The 26344-nt window shown below is 66.3% G+C and carries 27 protein-coding genes and 3 tRNA genes; 19 read left to right on the top strand and 11 right to left on the bottom strand.

The features are described 5' to 3' along the window. The first annotated feature begins 74 nt into the window (after window positions 1-74). From lepA to nagZ, 8 genes are all read left to right on the top strand, one after another. A complete protein-coding gene (lepA, locus tag BTE28158_RS14745) occupies window positions 75-1868 on the top strand; it encodes a translation elongation factor 4 (RefSeq protein ID WP_059607053.1) in 1794 nt (597 codons plus the stop codon). A gap of 16 nt (window positions 1869-1884) precedes the next feature. Next, entirely contained in the window at window positions 1885-2778 is an 894-nt protein-coding gene (gene lepB, locus BTE28158_RS14740; protein WP_059678698.1) for a signal peptidase I, read from the top strand. A 153-nt stretch (window positions 2779-2931) separates the two neighbouring features. Next, window positions 2932-4179 carry a ribonuclease III gene (gene rnc, locus BTE28158_RS14735; protein ID WP_151048374.1) on the top strand — a complete coding sequence of 416 codons (1248 nt, stop codon included), beginning with the start codon at window positions 2932-2934 and terminating at the stop codon, window positions 4177-4179. A gap of 60 nt (window positions 4180-4239) precedes the next feature. After that, on the top strand, window positions 4240-5139 hold the full coding sequence (gene era, locus BTE28158_RS14730) for a GTPase Era (RefSeq protein ID WP_059607060.1): 900 nt from the start codon (window positions 4240-4242) through the stop codon (window positions 5137-5139). Further along, a complete protein-coding gene (gene recO, locus BTE28158_RS14725) occupies window positions 5126-5965 on the top strand; it encodes a DNA repair protein RecO (RefSeq protein ID WP_014897645.1) in 840 nt (279 codons plus the stop codon). The genes era and recO overlap by 14 nt, the downstream gene beginning before the upstream one ends. After that, window positions 5962-6738, top strand: coding sequence for a pyridoxine 5'-phosphate synthase (gene pdxJ, locus BTE28158_RS14720; protein WP_059607063.1), 777 nt, complete (start codon window positions 5962-5964; stop codon window positions 6736-6738). The genes recO and pdxJ overlap by 4 nt, the downstream gene beginning before the upstream one ends. Window positions 6739-6807: 69 nt before the next feature. Beyond that, complete coding sequence (gene acpS / locus BTE28158_RS14715; RefSeq protein ID WP_124902108.1) at window positions 6808-7248, top strand: holo-ACP synthase; 441 nt, start codon at window positions 6808-6810, stop codon at window positions 7246-7248. A gap of 15 nt (window positions 7249-7263) precedes the next feature. Next, window positions 7264-8292, top strand: coding sequence for a beta-N-acetylhexosaminidase (gene nagZ, locus BTE28158_RS14710; RefSeq protein ID WP_151048375.1), 1029 nt, complete (start codon window positions 7264-7266; stop codon window positions 8290-8292). Window positions 8293-8452: 160 nt separating this feature from the next. Here the strand turns inward: nagZ and BTE28158_RS14705 are convergent, their stop codons facing one another. The 3 genes from BTE28158_RS14705 to earP form a co-directional block, all read right to left on the bottom strand. Continuing rightward, window positions 8453-9838, bottom strand: coding sequence for a sigma-54-dependent transcriptional regulator (locus BTE28158_RS14705; RefSeq protein WP_059607068.1), 1386 nt, complete (start codon window positions 9836-9838; stop codon window positions 8453-8455). 271 nt (window positions 9839-10109) lie between these two features. Next, complete coding sequence (gene efp / locus BTE28158_RS14700) at window positions 10110-10667, bottom strand: elongation factor P (protein WP_059607070.1); 558 nt, start codon at window positions 10665-10667, stop codon at window positions 10110-10112. Between the two features lie 138 nt (window positions 10668-10805). Next, entirely contained in the window at window positions 10806-11993 is a 1188-nt protein-coding gene (earP, locus tag BTE28158_RS14695) for an elongation factor P maturation arginine rhamnosyltransferase EarP (protein WP_151048376.1), read from the bottom strand. Window positions 11994-12069: 76 nt separating this feature from the next. On the opposite strand from earP, the gene uvrC reads away from it, so the two are divergent. From uvrC to BTE28158_RS14670, 5 genes are all read left to right on the top strand, one after another. Further along, window positions 12070-14100, top strand: a complete 2031-nt coding sequence (gene uvrC / locus BTE28158_RS14690) for an excinuclease ABC subunit UvrC (protein WP_151048377.1) — start codon at window positions 12070-12072, stop codon at window positions 14098-14100. 99 nt (window positions 14101-14199) lie between these two features. Then, window positions 14200-14787 (top strand): CDP-diacylglycerol--glycerol-3-phosphate 3-phosphatidyltransferase, encoded by a 588-nt coding sequence (gene pgsA / locus BTE28158_RS14685; RefSeq protein ID WP_006757520.1) that lies wholly within the window; start codon window positions 14200-14202, stop codon window positions 14785-14787. Window positions 14788-14931: 144 nt separating this feature from the next. After that, window positions 14932-15007 (top strand) — tRNA-Gly (locus BTE28158_RS14680). A gap of 52 nt (window positions 15008-15059) precedes the next feature. Next, window positions 15060-15135: transfer RNA gene (locus tag BTE28158_RS14675), tRNA-Gly, on the top strand. 101 nt (window positions 15136-15236) lie between these two features. Next, a tRNA-Cys gene (locus tag BTE28158_RS14670) sits at window positions 15237-15310 on the top strand. A gap of 64 nt (window positions 15311-15374) precedes the next feature. Here BTE28158_RS14670 and BTE28158_RS14665 read toward each other — a convergent pair. From BTE28158_RS14665 to BTE28158_RS14655, 3 genes are all read right to left on the bottom strand, one after another. Further along, the gene (locus BTE28158_RS14665; RefSeq protein WP_151048378.1) at window positions 15375-15863 is read right to left on the bottom strand and encodes a hypothetical protein; all 489 of its coding nucleotides are present in this window, start codon (window positions 15861-15863) and stop codon (window positions 15375-15377) included. 282 nt (window positions 15864-16145) lie between these two features. Continuing rightward, window positions 16146-16694: a GNAT family N-acetyltransferase gene (locus tag BTE28158_RS14660; protein ID WP_151048379.1), complete on the bottom strand. Its 549-nt coding sequence runs from the start codon at window positions 16692-16694 to the stop codon at window positions 16146-16148. After that, on the bottom strand, window positions 16691-17350 hold the full coding sequence (locus BTE28158_RS14655) for a helix-turn-helix domain-containing protein (RefSeq protein ID WP_151048380.1): 660 nt from the start codon (window positions 17348-17350) through the stop codon (window positions 16691-16693). Before BTE28158_RS14655 ends, BTE28158_RS14660 begins: the two co-directional genes overlap by 4 nt. 149 nt (window positions 17351-17499) lie before the next feature. On the opposite strand from BTE28158_RS14655, the gene BTE28158_RS14650 reads away from it, so the two are divergent. Together BTE28158_RS14650 and map are read left to right on the top strand one after the other, a co-directional pair. Then, window positions 17500-17736: a ParD-like family protein gene (locus BTE28158_RS14650; protein WP_059607081.1), complete on the top strand. Its 237-nt coding sequence runs from the start codon at window positions 17500-17502 to the stop codon at window positions 17734-17736. Then, complete coding sequence (map, locus tag BTE28158_RS14645) at window positions 17736-18542, top strand: type I methionyl aminopeptidase (RefSeq protein WP_151048381.1); 807 nt, start codon at window positions 17736-17738, stop codon at window positions 18540-18542. Before BTE28158_RS14650 ends, map begins: the two co-directional genes overlap by 1 nt. A 139-nt stretch (window positions 18543-18681) precedes the next feature. Here map and BTE28158_RS14640 read toward each other — a convergent pair whose 3' ends face one another. Both BTE28158_RS14640 and BTE28158_RS14635 read right to left on the bottom strand, forming a co-directional pair. After that, window positions 18682-19185, bottom strand: coding sequence for a GAF domain-containing protein (locus tag BTE28158_RS14640; RefSeq protein ID WP_151048382.1), 504 nt, complete (start codon window positions 19183-19185; stop codon window positions 18682-18684). 133 nt (window positions 19186-19318) lie between these two features. Continuing rightward, complete coding sequence (locus BTE28158_RS14635; protein ID WP_059607090.1) at window positions 19319-20236, bottom strand: LysR family transcriptional regulator; 918 nt, start codon at window positions 20234-20236, stop codon at window positions 19319-19321. Window positions 20237-20346: 110 nt separating this feature from the next. On the opposite strand from BTE28158_RS14635, the gene BTE28158_RS14630 reads away from it, so the two are divergent. Then, window positions 20347-21213, top strand: a complete 867-nt coding sequence (locus tag BTE28158_RS14630; protein ID WP_124902100.1) for a pirin family protein — start codon at window positions 20347-20349, stop codon at window positions 21211-21213. Between the two features lie 127 nt (window positions 21214-21340). Beyond that, window positions 21341-21832: a GNAT family N-acetyltransferase gene (locus BTE28158_RS14625; protein WP_151048383.1), complete on the top strand. Its 492-nt coding sequence runs from the start codon at window positions 21341-21343 to the stop codon at window positions 21830-21832. A gap of 19 nt (window positions 21833-21851) precedes the next feature. On the opposite strand, the gene BTE28158_RS14620 is transcribed toward BTE28158_RS14625, so the two are convergent. Genes BTE28158_RS14620 through BTE28158_RS14610 form a run of 3 tightly spaced genes read right to left on the bottom strand, consistent with a single transcriptional unit; the run spans window position 21852 to window position 23828 of the window. Then, on the bottom strand, window positions 21852-22724 hold the full coding sequence (locus tag BTE28158_RS14620) for a cytochrome c oxidase assembly protein (protein ID WP_124623296.1): 873 nt from the start codon (window positions 22722-22724) through the stop codon (window positions 21852-21854). Between the two features lie 10 nt (window positions 22725-22734). Continuing rightward, on the bottom strand, window positions 22735-23175 hold the full coding sequence (locus BTE28158_RS14615) for a copper chaperone PCu(A)C (RefSeq protein WP_124623294.1): 441 nt from the start codon (window positions 23173-23175) through the stop codon (window positions 22735-22737). Window positions 23176-23183: 8 nt separating this feature from the next. Further along, a complete protein-coding gene (locus BTE28158_RS14610; protein WP_151048384.1) occupies window positions 23184-23828 on the bottom strand; it encodes an SCO family protein in 645 nt (214 codons plus the stop codon). A 282-nt stretch (window positions 23829-24110) separates the two neighbouring features. Here BTE28158_RS14610 and otsB point away from each other — a divergent pair, with 282 nt between their 5' ends. Both otsB and otsA read left to right on the top strand, forming a co-directional pair. Continuing rightward, window positions 24111-24863 (top strand): trehalose-phosphatase, encoded by a 753-nt coding sequence (otsB, locus tag BTE28158_RS14605; protein WP_151048385.1) that lies wholly within the window; start codon window positions 24111-24113, stop codon window positions 24861-24863. Beyond that, complete coding sequence (gene otsA, locus BTE28158_RS14600; protein WP_151048386.1) at window positions 24860-26236, top strand: alpha,alpha-trehalose-phosphate synthase (UDP-forming); 1377 nt, start codon at window positions 24860-24862, stop codon at window positions 26234-26236. The genes otsB and otsA overlap by 4 nt, the downstream gene beginning before the upstream one ends. Window positions 26237-26344 lie beyond the last annotated feature (108 nt).

Here is a 26344-nt window from a genome sequence, read left to right as displayed (position 1 = left end):
AGCCGTTTTTTCACCGACTTACAAGGCGTGCTCCGCAGTCGTCGAGCGCGCCTTTTTCGCTTGATCGGCACTGAATGGATCATATTCGCAATTTCTCGATCATCGCGCACATCGACCATGGCAAGTCGACGCTCGCGGATCGCATCATCCAGGTATGCGGCGGCCTCGCCGACCGTGAAATGGAAGCGCAGGTGCTCGATTCGATGGATATCGAGCGCGAACGCGGCATCACGATCAAGGCGCAGACGGCGGCACTGTCCTATCGCGCCCGCGACGGCAAGGTCTACAACCTCAACCTGATCGATACGCCGGGGCACGTCGACTTCTCGTACGAGGTCAGCCGTTCGCTGTCCGCGTGCGAAGGTGCGCTGCTCGTGGTCGACGCGAGCCAGGGCGTCGAGGCGCAGACGGTCGCGAACTGCTACACGGCGATCGAGCTCGGCGTCGAGGTCGTGCCCGTGCTGAACAAGATCGACCTGCCAGCGGCGAACCCCGAGAACGCGATCGAGGAGATCGAGGACGTGATCGGCATCGACGCGACCGACGCGACGCGCTGCAGCGCGAAGACGGGGCTCGGCGTCGAGGACGTGCTCGAAGCGCTGATCGCGAAGGTGCCGCCGCCGAAGGGCGATCCGGCCGCGCCGCTGCAGGCGCTGATCATCGATTCGTGGTTCGACAACTACGTCGGCGTCGTGATGCTCGTGCGCATCGTCAACGGCACGCTGCGCCCGAAGGACAAGATCAAGATGATGGCGACCGGCGCGCAGTATCCGGTCGAGCACGTCGGTGTATTCACGCCGAAGTCGCGCAATCTCGAATCGCTGTCGGCCGGGCAGGTCGGCTTCATCATCGCCGGCATCAAGGAACTGACGGCCGCGAAGGTCGGTGATACGGTCACGCACGTGACCAAGGCCGCCACCGAGCCGCTGCCGGGTTTCAAGGAAGTGAAGCCGCAGGTGTTCGCGGGCCTCTATCCGGTCGAGGCGAACCAGTACGACGCGCTGCGCGAGTCGCTCGAGAAGCTGAAACTCAACGACGCATCGCTGCAGTACGAGCCGGAAGTGTCGCAGGCGCTCGGCTTCGGTTTCCGCTGCGGCTTCCTCGGGCTGCTGCACATGGAAATCGTGCAGGAGCGGCTCGAGCGCGAATTCGACATGGATCTCATCACGACCGCGCCGACGGTCGTCTACGAGGTCGTGCAGAGCGACGGCTCGACGATCATGGTCGAGAATCCGGCAAAGATGCCGGAGCCCGGCCGCATCGCCGAAGTTCGCGAGCCGATCGTCACCGTGAACCTGTACATGCCGCAGGACTACGTCGGGTCCGTGATCACGCTGTGCGAGCAGAAGCGCGGCTCGCAGATCAACATGCAGTATCACGGCCGCCAGGTGCAGCTCACGTACGAAATCCCGATGGCCGAAATCGTGCTCGACTTCTTCGATCGCCTGAAGTCGGTGTCGCGCGGTTATGCGTCGATGGATTACGAGTTCAAGGAATACCGCACGTCGGACGTCGTGAAGGTCGACATGCTGATCAACGGCGACAAGGTCGATGCGCTGTCGATCATCGTGCACCGCTCGCAGTCGCAGTATCGCGGCCGTGAAGTGGCCGCGAAGATGCGCGAGATCATTCCGCGCCAGATGTACGACGTGGCGATCCAGGCCGCGATCGGTGCGCACATCGTCGCGCGCGAGAACATCAAGGCACTCCGCAAGAACGTGCTCGCGAAGTGCTACGGCGGCGACATCACGCGAAAGAAGAAACTGCTCGAGAAGCAGAAAGAAGGTAAGAAACGCATGAAGCAGGTGGGTTCGGTCGAGATCCCGCAGGAAGCGTTCCTCGCGATCTTGCGCGTCGAAGACAAATAACAGGACTGATCCTTTTATGAATTTTGCGCTGATTCTTTTTGTGCTCGTCGTCGTGACGGGCGTAGCGTGGGTGTTGGACAAACTGGTGTTCCTGCCGCGGCGACGCAAGGCGGCCGATGCGGCGATCGAGGAGTTCGACCGCCAGCAGTCGCGCATCGACAAGCGTTTCGCGGACGAAAACGCGGGGCAGACGCGTTCGAAGCTGCGCGACGAAAAGCTGCGTCAGCCGTGGTGGCTCGAGTACACCGCGAGCTTCTTCCCGGTGATCCTGGCCGTATTCGTCGTGCGTTCGTTCGTCGTCGAGCCGTTCAAGATCCCGTCGGGCTCGATGGTTCCGACGCTGCTGGTCGGCGACTTCATCCTCGTCAACAAGTTCGAATACGGCCTGCGCATGCCGATCACGAACACGAAGATCACGCAGGGCAGCCCGCTGTCGCGCGGCGACGTCGTCGTGTTCCGTTATCCGAAGGACGAGTCGGTCGACTACATCAAGCGCGTGATTGGCCTGCCGGGCGACACGGTCGCTTACCAGGACAAGCAACTGACGATCAACGGCCAGCCGGTGCCCGAAACGCCGCTGCCCGATTTCTTCGACGACGAGCGCCAGAACTACGCAAAGCAGTTCGAGGAAACGATCGGCAACAAGAAGAACGCGATCCTCAACAACCCTGCCGTGCCGCCGTTCGTGATGGGCGCCTACGATTATCCGTATCGCGACAACTGCACGTACAACAGCCGCGGCGTGATCTGCAAGGTGCCGCCGGGCCACTACTTCATGATGGGCGACAACCGCGACAACAGCGCCGACAGCCGCTACTGGGGTTTCGTGCCGGACAACAACATCGTCGGCCGCGCGTTCTTCATCTGGATGAACTTCGGCGACCTGAAGCGCATCGGTTCCTTCAACTGATCGCGTTCGACTCGCACGCAATACGCGACGCACGGGCCGCGTCGCGTATTGCCGAACTACTTTAAGAACCGGCGGTAACACCGCCTCGTCACGCCTTTTCGCGTCCGGCCGTGCCGTTTCGGCCCGACCGGCGCCCGCGTTATACTCCTGCACATGCCCCTATCCCAGTTGGAAAGCCGGCTGCGCTACGAATTTCGCAATGCGGAATTATTGCGCCAGGCTTTGACCCATCGCAGTCACAGTGCCACGCACAATGAACGGCTCGAGTTTCTCGGCGATTCCGTTCTGAATTGCGCGGTGGCCGCCCTTTTGTTCCAGCGTTTCAGCAAGCTGGACGAAGGTGACCTGTCGCGCGTGCGCGCCAACCTCGTCAAGCAGCAGTCGCTCTACGAAATCGCTCAGGCCCTGAATATTTCGGAAGGGCTGCGGCTGGGCGAGGGCGAATTGCGCAGCGGCGGCTTCCGTCGCCCGTCGATCCTCGCGGACGCGTTCGAAGCCATCATCGGGGCCGTATTCCTCGATGGCGGCTTCGAAGCCGCCCAAGGGGTCATCAAGCGCCTCTATATCCCGATTCTCGACCACATCGATCCGCGCACGCTCGGCAAGGATGCGAAGACGCTGCTGCAGGAGTACCTGCAGGGGCACAAGATCGCGCTTCCGACCTATACGGTCGTCGCGACTCATGGTGCGGCGCACAATCAGCAGTTCGAGGTCGAGTGCACGGTGCCGAAGCTCGACGTGAAGGTGTCAGGCTCCGGCGCGAGCCGGCGGGCGGCCGAGCAGGCTGCCGCGAAGAAGGCGCTCGACGAGGTGCTGGCGGCCGCGCCGATGCTGGCCGCGAAGCCGAAGCGTTCGAAGAACGCACGCGGGTCGAAGCACGTCGAGCCTGAAATCGTGCCGGGCGTGAAGGGCGTGCAGGAAGCACTCGACCTGCGTTCGCCGGAACGAAAGGAGCGTGCGACGACGCGCGACGCGAAGGCGCCTGCTGCCGGGTCGGCAGCGACCGACGCCGGCGCACACACGACCGAGCGGCCGACGCAGGCGCCGATGGCCGCGATTCGCGCGGCGCATGTGGAAACGGCCACGGACAAGGCCGACCGGCCCCCGAAGCCGATGGCCGACAAGCCGGCCGACAAGGCGTCTGAGAAGCCGTCGGATCGCAACGAAGCCGGCTCGCGCGCGACGGACAAGCACGCGGAAGCCGCACCCCGTGCAGCCGACAAGCAGGCGGGCCAGGCGGCCGATCCGGCCGCGTCCACCGACAAGCCCGCTGCCGGTTCCGACGCCGCTTCGCGTGCAACGTCGCGTGCCCGCGACGCCGCGGCGCCCGGCACCGAGACGCCGCAGGGTGGCGCAAGCCTCGCTGCCGCGCAGGCGCGCGTGGCCGATGCCGACCACTGAATTGCCCCTCGATCGTGCCGCGCGCCGCGCGGCCGTTTCCGAACCTGTCTCCCAAACGATATGAACACTCCCGCTCCTACCGGTTTCCGTTGCGGCATGATCGCGATCGTGGGCCGCCCGAACGTCGGCAAGTCGACGTTGATGAACGCACTCGTCGGCCAGAAGATCAGCATCACGTCGCGCAAGGCGCAAACGACCCGCCATCGCATCACCGGCATCAACACGTTCGACGACGCGCAATTCGTGTTCGTCGACACGCCGGGCTTTCAGACCCGTCACAGCACCGCGCTGAACCGCTCGCTGAACCGCGCGGTCACGTCGACGCTCACGTCGGTCGACGTGATCCTGTTCGTGATCGAGGCTGGCCGCTTCGGGCCCGACGACCAGAAGGTGCTCGACCTGATCCCGCCCGGCATGCCGACGCTGCTGATCGCGAACAAGATCGATCGTGTGTCCGACAAGGCGACGTTGTTCCCGTTCATGCAGCAGATGAGCGGGCTGCGCGAATTCACCGAACTCGTGCCGCTGTCGGCACAGCGGCCGGAAGACATCAAGCGCCTGCTGGACACCATCAAGCCGTACCTGCCGGAAGGCGAGCCGATCTACGGCGAGGACGAACTGACCGACCGCAGCTCGCGCTTCCTTGCGGCCGAAATCCTGCGCGAGAAGGTGTTCCGCTGGACCGGCGACGAACTGCCCTACACGAGCACCGTGCTGATCGACAAGTTCGAGGAGGAAGGGCGCCTGAAGCGTATCTTCGCGACGATCCTCGTCGAGCGCGATTCGCACAAGGCGATGGTGATCGGCAAGAAGGGCGAGAAGCTCAAGCAGATCAGCACCGAGGCGCGGATGGACATGGAGAAGCTGTTCGACGGCCCCGTGTATCTCGAGACCTTCGTGAAGGTGAAGAGCGGGTGGGCCGACAACGAGGCGGGGCTGCGCGCCTATGGGTACGAATGACGCGCTGACGTCGACCGAAGACGCGGTGACCGCCGGCGCGAACGACGCGCCGTTGCCGGCACCGCCCGAACCGCCGCGTCGCAAGGCGCGGCGCGCGACGTCTCGCACGTCCGATTTCCGCGTCGCCGAGCAGCCGGCGTTCGTGCTGCACAGCTATCCGTATCGGGAAACGAGCCTGATCATCGACGTGCTCACGCGCGATCACGGCCGCCTCGCGCTCGTCGCGAAGGGCGCGAAGCGCCCGCACTCCGCGCTGCGCGGCGTGCTGCAGACGTTCCAGCCGCTGCTGCTGTCCTGGTCGGGCAAATCCGAAGTACGCACGCTGACGGGTGCCGAGTGGGTCGGCGGGATGCTCCCGCTCGGCGGCGACGGGTTGCTGTGCGGCTTCTACGCGAACGAGCTGCTCGTGAAATTCTGCGCGCGCGAGGATCCGCAGCCGCCGCTCTTCAATCACTACGTGCTGACCCTCACGCGCCTTGCGCACGGCGAGCCCGCGGTGCAGGTGCTGCGTTCGTTCGAGCGGGTGCTGCTGCGCGAGACCGGCTATGCGATGGCGCTGAACCGCACGGTCGCGCGCCGTGCGGTCGAGCCGGATCGCCGCTACGTGTTCGATCCCGAGCGCGGCGTGCGCAATGCGGACGACGACGTACCGTCGCACTGGCCGGTGATTACCGGACAGACGTTGCTCGACATGGAGCAGGACGATTACCATCGAGCCCAGACGGTCGCGCAAAGCAAGACGCTGATGCGCTTCCTGCTGAACACCTATCTCGGCGGTACGCCGCTTGCCACGCGTCAGATCCTGATCGACCTGCAAAACCTATGAGTTTCTTCCTGACAACGCCCACCGCCATCGACCTCGGCGTGAACATCGACCACGTCGCGACGCTGCGCAACGCGCGCGGCACGTCCTATCCCGATCCGATCCGCGCGGCGCTCGCCGCCGAAGAGGCCGGTGCGGACGCGATCACGCTGCATCTGCGCGAGGACCGCCGCCACATCGTCGACGCCGACGTGCGCACGCTGCGCCCTCTGCTGAAGACGCGGATGAACCTCGAATGCGCGGTGACGGCCGAGATGCTCGACATCGCATGCGAAGTGCGTCCGCACGACGCGTGCCTCGTGCCGGAGAAGCGCGAGGAACTGACGACCGAAGGCGGTCTCGACGTTGCCGGCCGCTTCGAGGCCGTGCGTGCGGCATGCAGGCAGCTCGCCGACGCCGGCGTGCGCGTGTCGCTGTTCATCGATCCGGACGAGACGCAGATCCGCGCCGCGCACGAAGCCGGCGCGCCGGTGGTCGAGCTGCATACCGGCCGCTACGCCGATGCGCACGACGAGGCCGAGCAGCAGCGCGAATACGAGCGCATCGTCGCCGGCGTGCAGGCCGGCGCGCAACTGGGTCTCAAGGTCAACGCCGGCCACGGGCTGCATTACACGAACGTGCAGCAGATCGCCGCGATCGACGGCATCGTCGAACTGAACATCGGCCACGCGATCGTCGCGCACGCGATCTTCGCAGGCTGGGACAACGCGGTGCGCGAGATGAAGGCGATCATGGTCGCCGCACGCGTCGCCGCGCTGCACGGCGGCGCGCGCTGACGATGCGTTGCGTGCGCGCGCGCTTCGCTCGCCGCCCGGCATCGTCCGCGCATCACGGCGGGCGTTGAGATGGCGATCTACGGCATCGGCACCGACATCGTCCAGGTGAGCCGCATCGCGGCCGTGCTCGAGCGCACGGGCGGCCGGTTCGCCGAGAAGGTGCTGGGCCCCGACGAGCTGCGCGTGTTCCAGGCTCGCCGTGCGCGCTCGGAGGCGCGCGGCATCGCGTTTCTCGCGACGCGCTTTTCCGCGAAGGAAGCGTTCTCGAAGGCGATCGGGCTCGGCATGCACTGGCCGATGACGTGGCGCGCGCTGCAGACGCTCAACCAGCGTAGCGGCGAGCCGTACGTAGTCGCTTCGGGCGAGCTGGCCGACTGGCTTGCCGCGCGTGGCATCACGGCGCGTGTGACGGTCAGCGACGAACGCGACTACGCGGTGTCGTTCGTGGTCGCCGAAACGGACGCCGCGCCTGGCACTGCACCTGCACCTGTTTCCCGAACCCCCTCCTGACGGAATTCCGATTCGATGAAAACGACTCCCGGCCCGGTCATGCTCGACGTCGTCGGCACGACCCTGTCGCGCGACGATGCGCGGCGCCTCGCGCATCCGAATACTGGCGGCGTGATCCTGTTCGCGCGGCACTTCCAGAATCGTGCGCAACTGACGGCGCTGACCGACTCGATCCGCGCGGTGCGCGAAGACATCCTGATCGCCGTCGATCACGAAGGCGGCCGCGTGCAGCGGTTCCGCTCCGACGGCTTCACGGTGCTGCCCGCGATGCGTCGCCTCGGCGAACTGTGGGACCGCGACGTGCTGCTCGCGACGAAGGTCGCGACCGCCGTCGGCTACATCCTGGCCGCCGAGCTGCGCGCATGCGGGATCGACATGAGCTTCACGCCGGTGCTCGATCTCGACTACGGGCACTCGAAGGTGATCGGCGATCGCGCGTTCCATCGCGACCCGCGTGTCGTCACGCTGCTCGCGAAGAGCCTGAACCACGGTTTGTCGCTCGCGGGCATGGCGAACTGCGGCAAGCATTTCCCGGGGCACGGCTTCGCGGAAGCCGATTCGCACGTCGCACTGCCGACCGACGACCGGCCGCTCGACGCGATCCTCAAGCAGGACGTCGCCCCGTACGACTGGCTCGGCCTGTCACTCTCCGCGGTGATCCCCGCGCACGTGATCTACACGCAGGTCGACAAGCGGCCCGCGGGCTTCTCGCGCGTGTGGCTGCAGGACATCCTGCGCGGGCGGCTCGGCTTCACGGGCGCGATCTTCAGCGACGACCTGTCGATGGAGGCGGCACGCGAAGGCGGCACGCTCACGCAGGCGGCTGACGCAGCGCTCGCCGCCGGCTGCGACATGGTGCTCGTCTGCAACCAGCCGGACGCGGCCGAGGTCGTGCTGAACGGGCTGAAGGCCCAGGCGTCGGCCGAGTCGGTGCGGCGCATCAAGCGGATGCGGGCGCGCGGCAAGCCGCTCAAGTGGGACAAGCTGATCGCGCAACCCGAGTATCTGCAGGCGCAGGCGCTGCTGAGCAGCGCGCTGGCGTAAGCGGAGAAGGGCGGCGTGATGTCGTCGTTGTCGAAAGCAAAAAGCCGCGCAGAAGCGCGGCTTTTTGCTTTTCCATCGAGGCGGGGCGAGGCGCAAGGTGACATAGCCTTACGCAACTAACCGTCAACTCCCGACCGCGCCCCGAACAACTGCGGCGCGGTCAGTTGACCTTCATCCGCTGCAACTTGTTGTACAGCGTCTTGGGGCTGATGCCGAGCAGCGTCGCGGCCCGATGGCGCGTGCCGCCGACCGCGTCGAGCGTCGCGCGGATCAGCAGGTCCTCGACGTCGGACAGCGGGGTGCCGACCTTGATCTGCACGCTGCTGCCGTTCAGCGCGGCGCCAGCCGCGAAGCTCGCTTCGCCCGCGCGCAGCGTTTCGATGAAATCGCCGGACGCGTCATAGGCGAAACGCACGCGCTCCTGCAATTCGCGCACGTTGCCGGGCCATTCGTAGGACAGGCATTCGCGCACGAAGCCCGGTGCCGCGCGCTTGTCGGTCGTGCTGCGACCGGTGGCGCTCGCTTCGCGGTTGAGTTCGTCGATAAGCGCGTCCGCGATGGCGAGCGCATCACCGTCGCGCTCGCGCAGCGGCGGCATCGTGATCGACGCCGCATCGAGACGCAGCCACAGATCCTCGCGCAGCGTGCCGTTCGCGACCGCCTCGCGGGCCGGGCGGCGCGTGGCCGCGATCAGCCGGAAGTCGCTCGCGATCGAGCTCGTGCCGCCGATCCGCATGAAGTTCTGCGAGTCGAGCGCATGCAGCAGCGCCTCCTGCAGCACGAGCGGCAGTGCGGTGATCTCGTCGAGGAACAGCGTGCCGCCGCCGGCCTGTTCGAACAGGCCCGATTCGCGCCGCTCGGCGCCGTCGAACGCGCCGCGTTCATGGCCGAACAGCACGCTGTCGAGCGACGCGCCGTGACGCCCGGCATGCGCGATCGTGCGGCAGTCGAACGACACGAACGGCCCCTTGCGGCGCCGGCTCAGTTCGTGCAGCGTGCGCGCGGTCAGCTTCTTGCCCGTGCCGGCTTCGCCGGTGAACAGCACGGCCGTTTCGGTGCCGGCGTTGTGCTCGATCATGTCGTACACGTGCTGCATCGCCTCGCTGCGGCCCACCAGCGCGCCGAAACGGCCCAGGTGGCGCAGCGACGCGCGCAGCGTCCGCACTTCGTCGATCAGTTCGTAGGGACGCGGAATCCGGGCCAGCAGGCTGCGCAGGCGCGGAATGTTGATCGGCTTCAGCAAGTAGTCCCAGATGCCGTGACGCAGGCCTTCGATCGCGCTCTCGACCGTCGCGTTGCCCGTCAGCACGATCACCGGCAGCGAACCGTTCGGCTGCTGCTGCGGCAGATGCTGGAGCAGGTCAAATCCGCTGCCGTCCGGCAGGTTCAGGTCGACCAGGACGACATCGGGAATCGAGCGGCCGAGCGCCGTGCGTGCCTCGGCGAGCGACGTGGCCGTGTCGACCGAGAAGCCGTCCGCGGCGAGCAGCGCGGTCAGGCCGGACAGACTGTTGGGATCGTCTTCGACAATCAGGGCGTGTGGCATGGTGGACGCGAGTCGAGTCAAGAGAGGCGGGCTGTCGGCTGTCGAGCCGGCCGCAGCCGCATGTCAGATTAAAAACTGATTTTATGCCCCGCTGAACGCCGGACGTACATTATTTCTTTGTCGCTATAAAACAGTTACCGATGATACAAATTGAATACCTTTAGTGCTGGATTTTGTATTATCGATGGTGCCGACGCACCGGTGCTGTTGGCGGCAGGCAAACAAAAAGCGCCCCGAAGGGCGCTTTGTTCGATCCGGAAATCGCGAGCGATTACGCGCGGCTGCGATATTCGTTCGTGCGCGTATCGATTTCGATCTTGTCGCCGGTACTGCAGAACAGCGGCACTTGCAGTTCGAAGCCCGTCGCGAGCTTGGCGTTCTTCAGCACCTTGCCCGACGACGTGTCGCCCTTGACGGCCGGTTCCGTGTAGGTGATCTCGCGAACCAGGATCGTCGGCAGTTCGACCGAGATCGCCTTCTCGTTGTAGAACACGACTTCGCAAGCCATGCCGTCTTCGAGGTAGTTCAGCGCTTCGCCCATCATTTCCGCTTCGACTTCGTACTGGTTGTAGTCGGCGTCCATGAACACGTACATCGGATCGGCGAAGTACGAGTACGTCACTTCCTTGCGGTCGAGCACGACGACGTCGAACTTGTCGTCAGCCTTGTAGACCGATTCCTGGCCTGCGTTCGTCAGCAGGTTCTTCATCTTCATCTTGACGACGGCGGCGTTACGGCCCGACTTGTTGTATTCCGTCTTTGCGATGACCCATGCGTCGCTGCCGATCTGCACGACGTTGCCTACGCGGAGTTCCTGTGCGGTCTTCATAAAAAACTGTCCTGATCCAATCAAATAAATAGGTGCCTGAGCGTTGCACAACGGCTGACGGCGCAAGCGGGGGCGTTCCGGTGGGTGCCAAGAGCCCCAAAACGCGAGCGCTTGCGTGGTCAGCCGTCGGATAACCGCTTATTTTAACTGAGATTTTGCGTATTCCGCCAGCTTTCCGGCGAGATCGCCGACGCCCGCCAGCGCGTCGGCCCAGCATGCCGCGTTGGCGTCCAGCGCGGCACGGTGTTGCAGCAAATCGGCCCAATCGGGCGTGCCGCCGCCGTTCCATGCGTGCCAGAAGCGCTCGAGCGCGGCGCGCGGCGCGTCGGCGAGGCCGGCCGACAGGTGCGCGAGCGCGGCGTCGAGCTTCGGCAGGTGCGCGTCGTCGGCCTGCGGGTAGATGTGCCACACGAACGGTTTGCGCGCCCATTGCGCGCGAACGAACGAGTCCTCGCCGCGCACGAAGTTGATGTCGGACACCCACAGCAGCGGGTCATAGTCGGCCTGCGGGACGAACGCGAGCCCGTAAGCGGTCAGGTTGCCGGCGGCCGCGCGCGCGCCGGCGCCGAACGATTCGACCCCGAAGAAACGCGCGACGGCCGGTGATACGCGGCCGGCAGGCACGAGCGCGACGACGGGCGACGGGCCGTCGCGCCACTGCGCGAGCAGCGCATCGACGGCCGGATTTTCATAGGCGAAGAGGCTGACGACGGTCGTGCCCGGCGCCGGCGGCGCGTTGCCGGTCGCCTGCCGCCACCAGGCGGCGCGCGCTGCCGTGTCGGCTTCGAAGGCCGTGCGGCGCGCGTCGAGGTCGCGTTCCTTCAGCACGCCGCCCGTGCCGGCCGATAGTCCCGGGAAGAAGAACGTCTTCAGCAGCGGGTACCGCGGATGGGGCGACGGCCGCAGATGGAAATCGGCGACCCAGTCCTCGGCGCTCAGGTATTCGAGATTGATCCACACGGGGCGGCGCGCGCGGCGCGCCATCGCCGCGAGATACGCGCCGGGCAGCTCGCACGCGAACGCCTCGACCACGACGTCGGCGATCTCCAGCGCGTCGCCGGCTTCCGCATGCCAGTGTTCGATCACGATGGCGTCGAGCGTCTGCCGTCCGGCATCGGGATCGACCCCCGGCAGCAGACGCGCGAACGTGCGCAGATCGTCGACGAACAGGCGCACCTGCCAGCCGTGCTCGTGTGCGAGCTGGCGCGCGAGGCGCCAGCACACGCCGATGTCGCCGAAGTTGTCGATCACGGTGCAGAAGAGGTCGCACGCGATCGGTTCGTCGGGTGCGAGCGGCGCAGGGGAGGCGGGGGTGGTGCGGGGCATCGAAGCGGACCGGTGAATGCTCTAAACTGGCGATTCTAATGGACCCGTTCCGCGCCACAAGGCACCCGGATCACGCATGACATCCCCAGAAGCCGCCGACATCCCGTTCGAACCCAAGAAGATCCTCGCGCAGTTGCCGCACATGCCGGGCGTCTACCGCTACTACGACACGGCGGGCGCCGTACTTTACGTAGGCAAGGCACGCGACCTGAAGAAGCGCGTATCCAGCTATTTCACGAAGACGCAGCTGTCGCCGCGCATCGCGATGATGGTCACGCGCATCGCACGCATCGAGACGACCGTCACGCGCTCGGAGGCGGAAGCGCTGCTGCTCGAGAACAATCTGATCAAGGCGCTCACGCCGCGCTACAACATCCTGTTTCGCGACGACAAGTCGTATCCGTACCTGAAGCTCACCGCGCACCGCTTTCCGCGCATGGCTTACTACCGCGGCTCGGTCGACAAGCAGAACCAGTACTTCGGGCCGTTCCCGAGCGCATGGGCCGTGCGCGAGAGCATCCAGATCCTGCAGCGCGTGTTCCAGCTGCGCACCTGCGAGGATTCGGTCTTCAACAACCGCACGCGGCCATGCCTGCTCCATCAGATCGGGCGCTGCACGGCGCCGTGCGTCGGCGCGATTTCCGAGGACGACTACGCGATCGACGTGTCGAATGCCGCGCGGTTTCTGCTCGGTCGGCAGTCGGAAGTGATGAAGGAGCTCGAGCAGAAGATGCACGCGTTCGCGGCCGAGCTGAAGTTCGAGCAGGCGGCCGCCGTGCGCAACCAGATGAGCTCGCTCGCGACGGTGCTGCACCAGCAGGCGATCGAGGTCGGCAGCGACAGCGACGTCGACATCCTGGCGGTCGTCGCGCAGGGCGGGCGCGTGTGCGTGAACCTGGCGATGGTGCGCGGCGGCCGGCATCTCGGCGACAAGGCGTATTTCCCGACGCACGTCGAAAGTGCGCTGACGCTTGCCGAAGGCGGGCTCGGCGACGAAGCCGAGGCGGCGGACGCAGCCGACGAAACTGCCGCGGCATTGCCCGAGGCGCCCGAGGAAGACGCTGCCGCCGCGCGTGACGCGGGGGCGTCGGTGGAGGCCGAGGTGCTCGATGCGTTCATCGCGCAGCACTATCTCGGCAATCGCGTGCCGCCCGTGCTGGTCGTGAGCCACGCGCCCGCGAGCCGCGACCTGCTCGACTTGCTGTCCGAGCAGGCCGGTCACAAGGTCTCGCTGGTGCGGCAGCCGCAGGGGCAGCGGCGCGCGTGGCTGTCGATGGCCGAGCAGAACGCGCAGATTGCGCTCGCACGGTTGCTGTCCGAACAGGGCTCGCAGCAGGCGCGCACGCGCGCGCTCGCGGAGACGCTCAGCTTCGAAGGTGACGATCTCGCCACGCTGCGGATCGAATGTTTCGACATCAGCCACACGATGGGCGAGGCGACGCAGGCGTCGTGCGTCGTATATCACCATCACAAGATGCAATCGGGCGAGTACCGTCGCTACAACATCACCGGGATCACGCCGGGCGACGATTACGCGGCCATGCGGCAGGTGCTGACGCGCCGTTACGAGAAGATGGTCGAGCAGGCCGCGCAGGCGGCGGCCGCCGACGACGCAGCCGGCATCGACGGCGAATCGACGCGCAAGGCCGAGGCATCGAGCCTGCTGCCGAACATCGTGCTGATCGATGGCGGCAAGGGGCAGGTCGAGATTGCGCGACAGGTGTTCACCGAACTCGGGCTCGACACGTCAATGCTGGTCGGCGTCGCGAAGGGCGAAGGGCGCAAGGTCGGCCTCGAGACGCTCGTGTTCGCGGACGGCCGCGCGCCGCTCGAACTCGGCAAGGAAAGTGCCGCGCTGATGCTCGTCGCGCAGATCCGCGACGAGGCGCATCGTTTTGCGATCACCGGAATGCGCGCGAAGCGGGCGAAGGCGCGCCAGACCTCCCGGCTCGAGGAGCTCGAAGGGATCGGCGCGAAACGCCGGCAGCGGCTGCTCGCGCGGTTCGGCGGGCTGCGCGGCGTGGTCGCCGCGAGCGTCGAGGAACTGGCGAGCGTCGAAGGTATCTCGCACGCACTCGCCGAGCAGATCTACAAACAGCTTCACTGAAGCGGCCGTGCGGCCGGCGGCTCCTGCGCGCGATCTCGCGTTCTTGTGGCAGGCCGGTCGACACGGCACAATTGCAAATCCTTTACTGACCCGCCTGCCATGCCGTTCAATTTCCCGATTTTCCTGACGTGGGTACGGATCGTGCTGATCCCGCTCGTCGTCGGCGTGTTCTATCTGCCGGACACGGTGATGGGCGGCGCGCACCGCAACCTCGCGGCGGCGGCGATCTTCATTCTCGCCGCGCTGACCGACTGGTTCGACGGGTTTCTCGCCCGCAAGTGGAACCAGACGTCGTCGTTCGGCGCGTTCCTCGATCCGGTTGCTGACAAGCTGATGGTGACCGCCGCGCTGCTGATCCTCGTGCAGATTTCGCGGGTCGATGCGGCGATCGCGCTCGTGATCGTCGGCCGCGAGATCGCGATCTCGGCGCTACGCGAATGGATGGCACAGATCGGCGCGTCGAAGAGCGTCGCGGTCAACCAGCTCGGCAAGTTCAAGACCGCGTGCCAGATGGTCGCGATCCCGATGCTGCTGTACTACGGCCCGCTGCCGCTCGGCATCGCGACGATCGACACGCGCGTGTGGGGCGAGTGGCTGATGTATCTCGCGGCGGTGCTGACGATCTGGTCGATGCTGTACTACATGAAGCTTGCATGGCCGCAGATTCGCGAGCGAGGCGGCGCGTGATCGGCCCCGCATGGTCGGTTGCGCAGGTTTTTGGAAAAAGGGCTGGAAAAGCCCTTGACACACGAATGTGCCTTCGACATAATCTCGCTTCTCCGCTGCACGACGAAGTAAATGTGTGACGGGGAAGCAGTAGCGTATCAATACGCGGGAGTAGCTCAGTTGGTAGAGCGCAACCTTGCCAAGGTTGAGGTCGCGAGTTCGAGACTCGTCTCCCGCTCCAGATTTTTCTGGCAGCGTGTTGTACGGCAAAGCGCTGCAGATGCAGGACACATGCGGGAGTAGCTCAGTTGGTAGAGCGCAACCTTGCCAAGGTTGAGGTCGCGAGTTCGAGACTCGTCTCCCGCTCCAAGTAATGGGGAAGCCACGCTTCCCTTTTTATTTGATGGACTGATGGTCATCGAATAAGAAATCTGTCGCTTGCCTCCACGGCATCCGGACAGTCCGCTTTTGGCGCGATAGCAAAGCGGTTATGCAGCGGCCTGCAAAGCCGTTTAGGCCGGTTCGACTCCGGCTCGCGCCTCCAGGTAAGAAGAGAAAAAGCCCCGCTTCGGCGGGGCTTTTCTTTTTTCCGCGCCTCATTCGCGCATCTATTCCGCCGGATATGTCAGCGTCACCAACTCGCACTTCGACGTGCTCTTGCCGTCGTAGTCGTAAATCGCGAGCAGATGCTGGCCCTTGCTGTTCAGTATCGGCAGCGTGATCGTCCGCCGATTCGGGTTGCCGCCGCCGGCGGGTTCGTCCGACACCTGTTTACGGATTTCCGATTCGAGGTCCGACGGCGTGTTGATGCCGTTCTCCGGCCCGCGGCTGCGCACCCGGCTGTAGAAATGAAAACCGTTGTCGGTCCAGCCGCGCGGCAGCATGTTGCGCCACTGGTTGCTGGTGACTTCCTTCCACAGCAGATCGGTGTTGCCGCTCAACGCGAACGGCGTCGGACACGCGCCGGCCGCGAAAGCTTGTCCGCAGAAAAGCGGGAGGGCGGCAAGCGACCACGCAACGCGTCGGGCCGCGCGGCGCGCGAGGCCGGCATCGCGTCGCGATCCGGCATGGTGCGACAGGACAGGGGGCGTTTTCATACGGCATTCTCCGGGTGATGGATCGGTACGCGGCCGTGCTGCGACCGCTGGGGAATACCGTATCGCTACCGTTCTCGCAGAAGAATGCGGCGAACGTCACACGTGCGGTCACGGGGCAAAGGGGCGAGGCCTCGGCCCGGGAAGGCCCGGAGGAGGGGCGACAACGCGCTCCGGTGGGGAGGGGGGCGATCGCGCGTTGTCGCGGGCGAAGCGATGGGCGTGCTGCGGGCCGTCCATACCGGCCGCGTCATCATGAGCATGCCGAATGTTCGGCGATGCCGGTCAGCCGTCGACCGGCCGTGCCGGCGTGTCGAGCTTCAGCTGATAGAACGCCGCATCGAGCCAGCGGCCGAACTTGAAGCCCGCTTCGGTGATCGTGCCCGAGTGCGCGAAGCCGAGCCGCGTATGCAGCGCGACGCTGCCGCTGTTGGTCGCGTCGATGCAGCCGACCAGCAAATGCACGTCAGCTTCGCGCGCACGCCGGATCAACTCGCGCAGCAGCAATTCGCCGAGCCCGCGGCCGCGATGGTCGCGGTGGACGTAGACGCTGTGCTCGACCGTGTACTTGAACGCCGGGAACGCGCGGAACGTGCCCCAGCTCGCGAAGCCGACCAGCGTGCCCGATTCGTCGACCGCGCCGACGACCGGAAACCCGCCGGCGCGCTTCGTCGCGAACCAGGTGACCATCGCTTCCGGTGGGCGAGGCTGGTAGTCGTACAGCGCGGTGGAGTTCAAGATCGCATCGTTCAGGATCTCGAGAATGGCCTCGGCATGCTCGGCCTCGTTGCAATCGATCAGGCGCACGTCGTCGCGCGGTGTCGGGGAATTCATACGGGCTCCTGCGCCTGTCGGCCTTGAACGGATGACACATTCCGCGCGCCGATGGCGGCGGGGGCATCGCAGATCGCGACGACATAGCGCGCGACGTGCGACGACGGGTTGCTGAAAACCAGCGGCTGATCGACGCGCATGGCCAGACAGTCGCCTTCGTGTAGTTTGTGAAGCTGATCGCCGAATGTGACGTCGATGCACCCGCGGACGACCCACACCAGTTGATGCAGCGCGCTTTCACGCCCGCCGGAGTCGTACGCGACGCGCGCGCCGGGCGGGAAATCGACCTCGACGAGCTGGATCGGCGACGGCCATCCGGGCGGCGACAGATTGCGCCGCACGTACCCGGATGCCGGATCGCGCCATTCCGCCTGCTGTGCGCGCCGCACCAGCGGCTGCGCGGGTGCGTCGTCGCGATCGCCGGCGAACAGCCCGGCCAGCGACACGCCCAGACCGGCCGCGAGCTTGTCGAGCACGACGGCCGTCGGGCTTGCCGACGCACGCTCGATGAGCGAGATCATCGAACGGCTGACGCCGGAACGCGCGGCGAGCGCATCCAGCGTGTAGCCTCGCAGCGTGCGCAGGTCGCGCACGCGCCGGGCAATGCGTTCGTTGATGCCGGTGTCGTCAGCGGGGGCAGCGGTTGATTCTTGCATGATGGATTTATTGTCCAGCAAGCTGGAATTTGATGTCAACGGGATTCCTGCCGTCGCGGGTCGACGATTCGCTGTCGGTCGCGTGCTTGCCGGACGACCCGGGCGAGCGTAATATACAAAACAGCTATATTTCGTTTAATTAGAGACATATGGGAATCATCAAGATATCCGAGCACATGCACGAACGGCTGCGCTCGACCAGCACCGCGCTGAGCCGTTCGATCAATGCACAGGCGGAGCACTGGCTGCGCGTCGGGATGCTGGCGGAGCTCAATCCGTCACTGTCCTACGGCGATATCTGCCGGATGCTGATCGAGACCGAAGCGCGCGGCGGCGATGCCCGACCGACAGAGTCGGTCGCCCACGGCATCGAGCAGGTGGCGTGATGGCAAGACGCGAAATCCCGATCCGCGGTGCCGCGGAAATCGCCAGGTCGCGCGAGGCCGCGAAGCTCGCGTCCCAGGTGCTGACGATGATCACCGAGCACGTGAAGCCGGGCGTCACCACCGACGAGCTGGATGCGCGCTGCCGCGAATACATCGTTGACGAGCTCCGCGCGATCCCGGCGAACATCGGCTACCACGGGTATCCGAAAACCCTGTGCACGTCGGTCAATCACGTGGTCTGTCACGGCATTCCGTCGTCGCGGCCGATGCGCGACGGCGACATCGTGAATCTCGACATCGCGGTGATCAAGGACGGCTGGTTCGGCGACACGAGCCGCATGTACTTCGTCGGCGAGCCGGGCGAACTGGCGCGGCGCCTCGTCGCGACGACCTACGAGGCGATGCATGCGGGCATCCGCGCGGTTCGTCCGGGCGCGACGCTCGGCGACGTCGGCTACGCGATCCAGCAGGTCGCACATCGAGAAGGGTTCAGCGTGGTTCGCGAGTATTGCGGGCACGGGATCGGCGACGTATATCACGACGAGCCTCAGGTGCTGCACTACGGCCGCCCGGGTACCGGCGTGCCGCTGCGGCCGGGGATGATCTTCACGATCGAGCCGATGCTGAACGCGGGCAAGCGCGATACGCGCGTGCTGGCCGACGGCTGGACGGTCGTCACCAAGGACCATTCGCTATCCGCCCAATGGGAGCACATGGTCGTCGTGACGGAGCAGGGCTTCGAGATCCTGTCGGACGATGTGAGGCCGCCGGCGTTCGCGGCGCTGTCCGGCACGCACGCGGCCTGACGCGCGGCGTGCCTCACGCAGCGGCGCAATGAAAAAGGGCCCCGTCATGGGGCCCTTTTCATTTGGAGTCGCGCGGCGCGATCAGCAGATGATCGTCTCCACCGCCGCGACCCGCAGCGCCACGCGGCTCAACCGGGGCTCAACCGCGCGCCTTCTGCCATGCGTGCTCGACGAATACGCGGCACAGCGCTTCCATTCCGTTGCGGTCCTCGTCATCGAAACGTGCGGCAACGGGGCTGTCGACGTCCCACACACCGATCAGCGTGCCGTCGGCGGCCACCAGCGGCACGACGATTTCCGATTCCGACGCGGCATCGCAGGCGATATGGCCGGGGAATTCGTGCACGTCGCGCACGACCTGCGTCTCGCGGGTCTGCGCGGCCGTGCCGCACACGCCCTTGCCGAGCGCGATCCGCACGCACGCGGGCTTGCCCTGGAACGGGCCGACCACGAGTTCAGTCCCGTCGAAGAAATAGAAGCCGGCCCAGTTCAGGCGGTCGAGCGAGTGATAGACGAGCGCGGAGAAGTTCGCGGCGTTCGCGGTCAGGTTGCGTTCCGTTTCGACGAGCGCGCGTGCCTGCTCGACGAGCGTCGCATAGAGTTCGGCCTTGGAGGCGTGAGGGGCGGTGGACAGCGTGAACATGGCTGAAATGCGAAAAGGGTTGTGGGCAGCGGGATTGTGAAAAGCGCGATGCGCGTCCCGCAGTCTACGGCACGCGCGGCTCGTTTGCAGCGCGTGGTTCGCGGGCGCCCTGGTGAACGCGCAGCGCCGTCGCTCAATCAGGTTCGAGCTCGGCGAACCGCTCGGCCAGGAAATCGAGCAGGGCGCGCACCGCGGGCAGCAGCCCGCGCCGCGACGCGAACACCGCGTGCACGATTTCGCGCCGCGGTGCCCAGTCCGGCAGCACGGTCGCCAGTTCGCCGCGCGCGACTTCGTCGCGCACCATCATCGTCGGCAACTGCACGATGCCGACGCCCGCGACGGCCGCCGCACGTAGTGCGAGCATGCCGCCCGTCACGAGCCGCGGCTGGTGATGGATTTCCGCCTGCGCGCCGTCGGGGCCGCGCAGCCGCCATACGTGCGCGGCCTGCGGCACGCCGTGATCGAGGCTCGGCAAGCGGGTCAGGTCTGCGGGGACGGCCGGCACGCCGCGCTCGCGCAGCAACGCGGGGCTCGCGACGAGACACTGCCCGCGCTCGGCCAGCACGCGCAATGCGAGATCGCTGTCCTCGAGCGGCGGCGGGCGCACGCGAATCGCGACGTCGATCCCTTCGCCGACGACGTCGACGCGCCGGTTGGTCGCTTCGAGATGAATCTCGACGCGCGGGCACGTGACCATGAACGCGGCGATCATCGCGCCGACCAGCGAATCGAGCAGCACGACCGGGCAACTGACCCGCACGATGCCGCGCGGCTCCTCGTGCAGCAGCGCGATCGCCTCGTCGGCGGCGTCCGCTTCGACGAGCATCGCGCGACAATGCGCGTAATAGGTCTGGCCGACGTCGGTGACAGTGAAGCGGCGTGTCGAGCGCTGGATCAGCCGCATTCCGAGCCGCGCTTCAAGCAGCGCGATGCGGCGGCTCAGCTTCGATTTCGGCATGTTCAGCGCGCGTCCTGCCGGTGCGAAGCCGCCGTGCTCGACCACCTGCACGAAGTAATAGAGATCGTTCAGATCCCGTTCGTTATCGTTCATGAAATAGAACGCTGAGTGCGATTTTGGCAGTCTACCGCATCGATCGTTCCACCTCTATATTCCTTCTCAGGATGCGAAACACGTGTTTCGCCGCAATTCGGAGAAGGCAAATGAAGAAGATCCAGGGTGTGTACAGTGCGCCGCGCGGTCATTGGGTCGGCGACGGTTTCCCGGTGCGGTCGATGTTCAGCTATCAGTCTCACGGCGCACATCTGAGCCCGTTCCTGCTGCTCGACTACGCCGGTCCTGCGAACTTCGAGCCGGCTTCGGCGCCGCGCGGGGTGGGACAGCACCCGCACCGCGGGTTCGAAACGGTGACGATCGTCTATGACGGCGAAGTCGCACACCGCGACTCGACCGGCGCGGGCGGCGTGATCGGCCCGGGCGACGTGCAGTGGATGACGGCCGCGAGCGGGATCCTGCACGAGGAATTTCACTCGGAAGCGTTCACGAAGCGTGGCGGCCCGCTCGAGATGGTGCAGCTGTGGGTGAACCTGCCCGCGGCCGACAAGATGGGTGCGCCCGGTTATCAGACGCTTCTGAACGCGGACATCCCGGTGGTCGAATTGCCGGACGGCGCAGGTCGAGCGCGGATCATCGCGGGCGAGTTCGACGGGCGGCGCGGCCCGGCCCGCACGCACACGCCGATCGATGTGTGGGACGTGCGGCTTGCAGCAGGCGGCCGTGCTCGGTTCCCGATCGCCGAAGGGCGGACGCTCGCGGTGGTCGTGCTGAGCGGGACATTGCTGGTGAACGGCGAGACGGTCGCCCGCGAAGCGCAGTTCGTGCAACTGAGCCGCGACGGCCGCGACGTCGAGATCGAAGCGAACGGCGATGCCAAGCTGCTGATTCTGAGCGGCGAGCCGATCGATGAGCCGGTCGTCGGTTACGGGCCGTTCGTGATGAACTCGCAAGAGGAAATCCGGACCGCGATCGACGATTTCAACAGCGGCCGCTTCGGCCAGATGCCGGTGTGACGGACAGGCCCCGCGCAATGCGGGGCTTTTTTTCATGCGCGGCGCGGCGGCACGCGTGCCGCGTGCGCTTCGAGGCATAATCATCGGTTGCTGCGCGCCGGCCGGCGCGCTTGATTCAGGACCGACCATGAACGCTTCCGCACCTGCCGCCTCCGTGCGCGCCGACGATCTCGACTGGCACTGGAAATCCTTCGACGCGCTGACGGCGCGTGAACTCTATTCGATCCTCGACGCGCGCAGCGCCGTGTTCGTTGTCGAGCAGAACTGCGTGTATCGCGACATCGACGGTGCGGATCAGGCCGCATGGCACCTGGCCGCGTACGACCCGGCGGGCCGCCTCGCCGGCTATCTGCGCGTGCTGCTGCCGGATGCGCAGCACACTGACGTGCGCATCGGCCGCGTGCTGACGACCGCGCCGTTTCGCGGCGCGGGCCTCGGCAACGCGTTGCTGTCGCGCGCGCTCGAGTTCATCCGCGCGCAGTGGCCGGATGCGCAGGTGAGCCTGCATGCGCAAGCCCATCTGCAGCGCTTCTATGGGGCATTCGGTTTCACGCCGAGCTCGGACGTGCACGACGAGGACGGCATCCCGCACGTGTGGATGACCAGCGCGCGCGGCTGACGCGCCGCGCGCCCCGCCGTCAGTGGGCGGCGCGAGTCACCGGCGAGTTCTGCGCGTGCCGGGCGGCCGCCCGTTCGTCGACCAAGCGGCCGCGCGCCGACAGTCGCAGCCAGTGCCGCAGCGCGATCAGCGCGCCGATCACGCTCATCATCGAACCCGGGATCCAAAGCAGCAGGCCGCCGATCTGCTGATCGCGCAGCGGGCTGAGCCATGTGAATGCGCGTCCGCAGATCGAGTAGATCGGATACAACTCGTGCGGCGTGAAGAAGATCAGCGCACCGAGCGCGATCTGCGGCGGGATCGCCGCGACGACGATCAGGATCCGGCGGCCCGGTGACAGCCGCGCGGGCGGCGCGGGACGCGGATCGACGACGAGCCACCAGAACAGCAGCCCGTCGATTACCATGCTCCAGTTCATCACGCGATACAGGCGCCAGTCGAGCATCGCGATGAAGTGGATCGGCGATAGCAGCCAGAAATAGATCAGCCCGACGAACAGCACGACCGCGACGACCGGATGGAACACCACGTCGAGCGTCGCGCGCATGGGCGCCCACGCGAGCGCGGGGCGCACGAAGCGCTGCCGCCAGCGAAACGGTATGCCCGCGCGGATCGCCGCGCCCGGGTAGGCCAGCGCGATGAAGAACGGCCCGAGGTGATGCAGCACGAGGTGCTGCGCACGGTGCATGAAGAATTCGTGCTCGAAGAAGTAGTCGAGCCGGGTATGCAGCGCGATGTAGAGCGCCGTCAGCCCGAGCCAGAACGAGAACTGTCGCAGCGGCGACACCTTCGCCTTCTTCACGCCGCGCGCGAACAGCACGGCGGCCGTCAGCACCGCGATGACCACGGTCGGCGACGGTTCCCACGGATCGAGCCAGTACAGGACGTTCATCGCGCGCGCATCACTTCGCCTGGGCCGGCGACTTCACGGCGAACGGCGTGTCGACCGTCTCGCCATCGGAGAACTTCAGGCGCAGGCGCACGGTGTCGCCGGGCTTGATCGTGTGCCTGGGTTCCTCGAGCATGAAGTGATAGCCGCCCGGCGCGATGTCGACCTTGCCGCGCGCGGGGATCGTCAGCTTGTCGACCATTTCCATCTTCTGCGTCGAGCCGTTCGACACGGTCTGGTGCAGCATCGCCATCCCGTAGTCGGGGCTGTCGACGTCGACGAGATCGACCGGTTTGTCGCCCGTGTTGACGAGCGTCACGTAGCCGCCCGCGGGCAGCTTGTTCGGCAGCCAGCGCACCCATGCGTTCTGCGCGATGATCGCGCCGGCGGCATACGCGTGCGCGCCGGTGCACAGCGCGGCGAGGAGGGCGAACGTCTTGAGGGGCGTCTTCATGTCGGAGTTCAGGTGGTGGAGGCGGTGTCGATGATCCGGCGCACATCGGCGGCGATGGCGTCGGGTGAATCGCGGTCAGTCGCGAGCAGGCGCGCGCGACCGTTCGCGTCGAAGATGTAGACGGCCGAGCTGTGCGTAACCTCGTAGCCGCCGGACGGATCGCGTTTTTCCATCTGGTACGCGACGCGATAGCGCTTCGCGAGCGATTCGATCTGGCTGTCGGTGCCGGTCAGGCCGCGCGCGTGCGCGGCGTCGAACGCGGCGACGTATGCCTGCATCGTCTGCGGCGTGTCGCGCGCGGGGTCGACCGAGACGAACAGGATGCGCACGTCGTTCGCCCGCGGGCCGAGCTTCGCGAGCACTTCCATCAGCCGTGCCATCGTTTCGGGGCAGACGTCCGGACAGTGCGTATAGCCGAAGTAGACGAGCGCGACGCGGCCGCGAAACGCGTTCGCGTCGACTGCGTGGCCGTCGCCGCCGGTGAGCGTGAACGACAGGTCGGGCAGGTGGCCCGTGACGTTGGTCAGGTGCCAGTTCGGCTCGTCGTGCGTGCATGCGGCGAGCGCGACGGCGGCGGTCAGCGCCGCGGCCGTGCGGACGAAGCGGGTCGGACTGAAGAGGCGCCGGTGCGGCGCGGAACGGGCAGACGACATCCTGGGGCTCGATCGGACGGAATGGTCGTCGGCCGGCGCGGCGCCATGCGTCGCGCGGCCGGCGGTTGCAGACTGTAGCGCAATTCCTGCGCCTGCGTCCTTTCGAAACCCGTACGGCATGGGCGAGCGGGGCAATATGTCGCAGTTGATGCGGATGGCTGCGCGAGGCTCGCCCGCCACCGGTTTCGCCCATCTCGCTACGCAGGCGCGGTAAGATGCGCACAATTCCATTCTCGCAGCGGCGGCCCGCGTTTGCAGGCCGCTCCTCAGACCATCGAATCGATGCAATCCGTTCCGGCTTCCCTGTCCCTGACCGATACCGCGTTCTTTTTCGACTTCGACGGCACGCTCGTCGAGCTGGCGCCGACGCCCGACAGCATTCACGTGCCACCGTCGCTGCTGACGCTGCTCGATGAACTGCGGCGTCGCACGCACGGTGCGGTCGCCGTCGTGTCGGGTCGCGGCATCGACAATCTCGACACGTTCCTGAACATGCCGGACCTGCCGATCGCAGGCCTGCACGGCGCCGAGCGTCGCGATGCGAACGGCGACACGCAGCGCATCGGCTTCAACGACGAACGGCTGCTGCGCATCGAGCGCGAGCTCGCGGCCGTCGTCGACCGTCATCCGGGCATGCTGCTCGAAATCAAGGGTGCGGCCGTCGCGCTGCATTACCGCAACGCACCCGAGCGCGAGCCGGCCGCGCGCGAGGCGGCCGAGCGCCTCGTCGCCGAATATGCGGATGCGTACGTGCTGCAACCCGGCAAGATGGTATTCGAGATCAAGCCGAAGGGCGTCGACAAGGGGCGCGCGCTGGCCGCGTTTCTCGACGAGCCGCCGTTCGCGGGCCGCGTGCCGCTGTTCGCGGGCGACGACCTGACCGACGAGAAGGGCTTCGCGGTGGTCAACGCGCGCGGCGGCCTGTCGATCAAGGTCGGCGCGGGCGAGACGTCGGCCCGCGCGCGGCTCGACTCGGTCGACGCGCTGCACGAGCAGATCGCCCGCTGGCTTGGCGCGGAGCAGCAGGGCGCATGAGTCGACTCATCATCGTTTCGAACCGCGTCGCCCCGATTTCGGAAGGCGAGCCGGCGGCGGGCGGCCTCGCGATCGGCGTGTACGACGCGCTGAAGGAGACGGGCGGCATGTGGTTCGGCTGGAGCGGCGAGGTGGTCGCGTCTGGTGCGCCGCAGATCCGGGTCGAGGAGCGCGGCCCCGTGACGTTCGCGACCGTCGGGCTGTCACGTCGCGATTACGACCAGTACTACCGAGGTTTCTCGAACGCGACGCTGTGGCCCGCGTTTCATTACCGCGCCGACTTGATCCAGTACGACCGCCACGAGTTCGAAGGCTACAGCCGCGTGAACGTCTGGCTCGCACAGCAGCTCGTGCCGCTGCTGCAGGACGACGACGTGATCTGGGTGCACGACTATCACCTGATCCCGTTCGCGCGTGCGCTTCGTGCGGCCGGCGTGAAGAACCGCATCGGCTTTTTCCTGCACATTCCGTTTCCGGCCGCACAGGTGCTCGTCAACGTGCCGCCGCATCACGAACTCGTCGAGTCGCTGTGCGCGTTCGACCTGCTCGGCTTTCAGACCGAGCCGGACCTGCGCGCGTTCTGCGACTACATCGAGTTCGAGGCCGGCGGCGAAGTGGCGCGCGAGGGGCGCACGGTGCGCGTCAGCGCGTTCGGCAAAACGCTGCGTGCGGCGGCCTATCCGATCGGCGTGTATCCGGACGAGATCGCGTCGCTCGCGCAGGCCGGCGAGAACGGCAAGGCCGCGCGCATGGCCATGTCGCTGCGCGGGCGCCAGCTGATCATGAGCGTCGACCGGCTGGATTATTCGAAGGGGCTCGTCGAGCGGTTCCGCGCGTTCGAGAAGCTGCTGGAGCACCAGGCGTCGATCCGCAACCGCGTGTCGTTCCTGCAGATCGCGCCGTCGACGCGCGCCGACCTGCGCGCGTACCAGGACATCCGCCTGCAGCTCGAAGCGGAGTCGGGGCGCATCAATGGCCGCTACGCGGAGCTCGACTGGGCGCCGATCCTCTATATTCACCGCCAGTACGACCGACAGGTGCTGGCCGCGCTGTATCGCCTCGCGCGCGTGGGCTTCGTGACGCCGCTGCGCGACGGCATGAACCTCGTCGCGAAGGAATACGTGTCCGCGCAGAATCCGGACGATCCGGGCGTGCTCGTGCTGTCGCGGTTCGCGGGCGCAGCGCGCGAGCTGACGGGCGCGCTGATCGTCAATCCGATCGACATCGACGGGATGGCCGATGCACTGTCGCAGGCGCTGACGATGCCGCTCGCCGAGCGGCGCGCGCGCTATGCGGACATGATCGCGCAGCTGCGCGAGAACAACGTGTCGGTGTGGCGCGACAACTTCCTGCGCGACCTGCAGCGCGTGTAACCCGCGCGCTGCACGGCGGAGGCCGCGCGATGTGTCAAGTCCTGGAATAGGTTGACAGTATCCAGGCGCTAGAACGCCCGATGCACCGCATCGGGCGTTTTGTATTTC

The sequence above is a fragment of the Burkholderia diffusa genome, assembly GCF_902499115.1.
GTDB lineage: Bacteria > Pseudomonadota > Gammaproteobacteria > Burkholderiales > Burkholderiaceae > Burkholderia > Burkholderia diffusa.
This window is presented reverse-complemented; position numbering and strand designations above follow the sequence as displayed.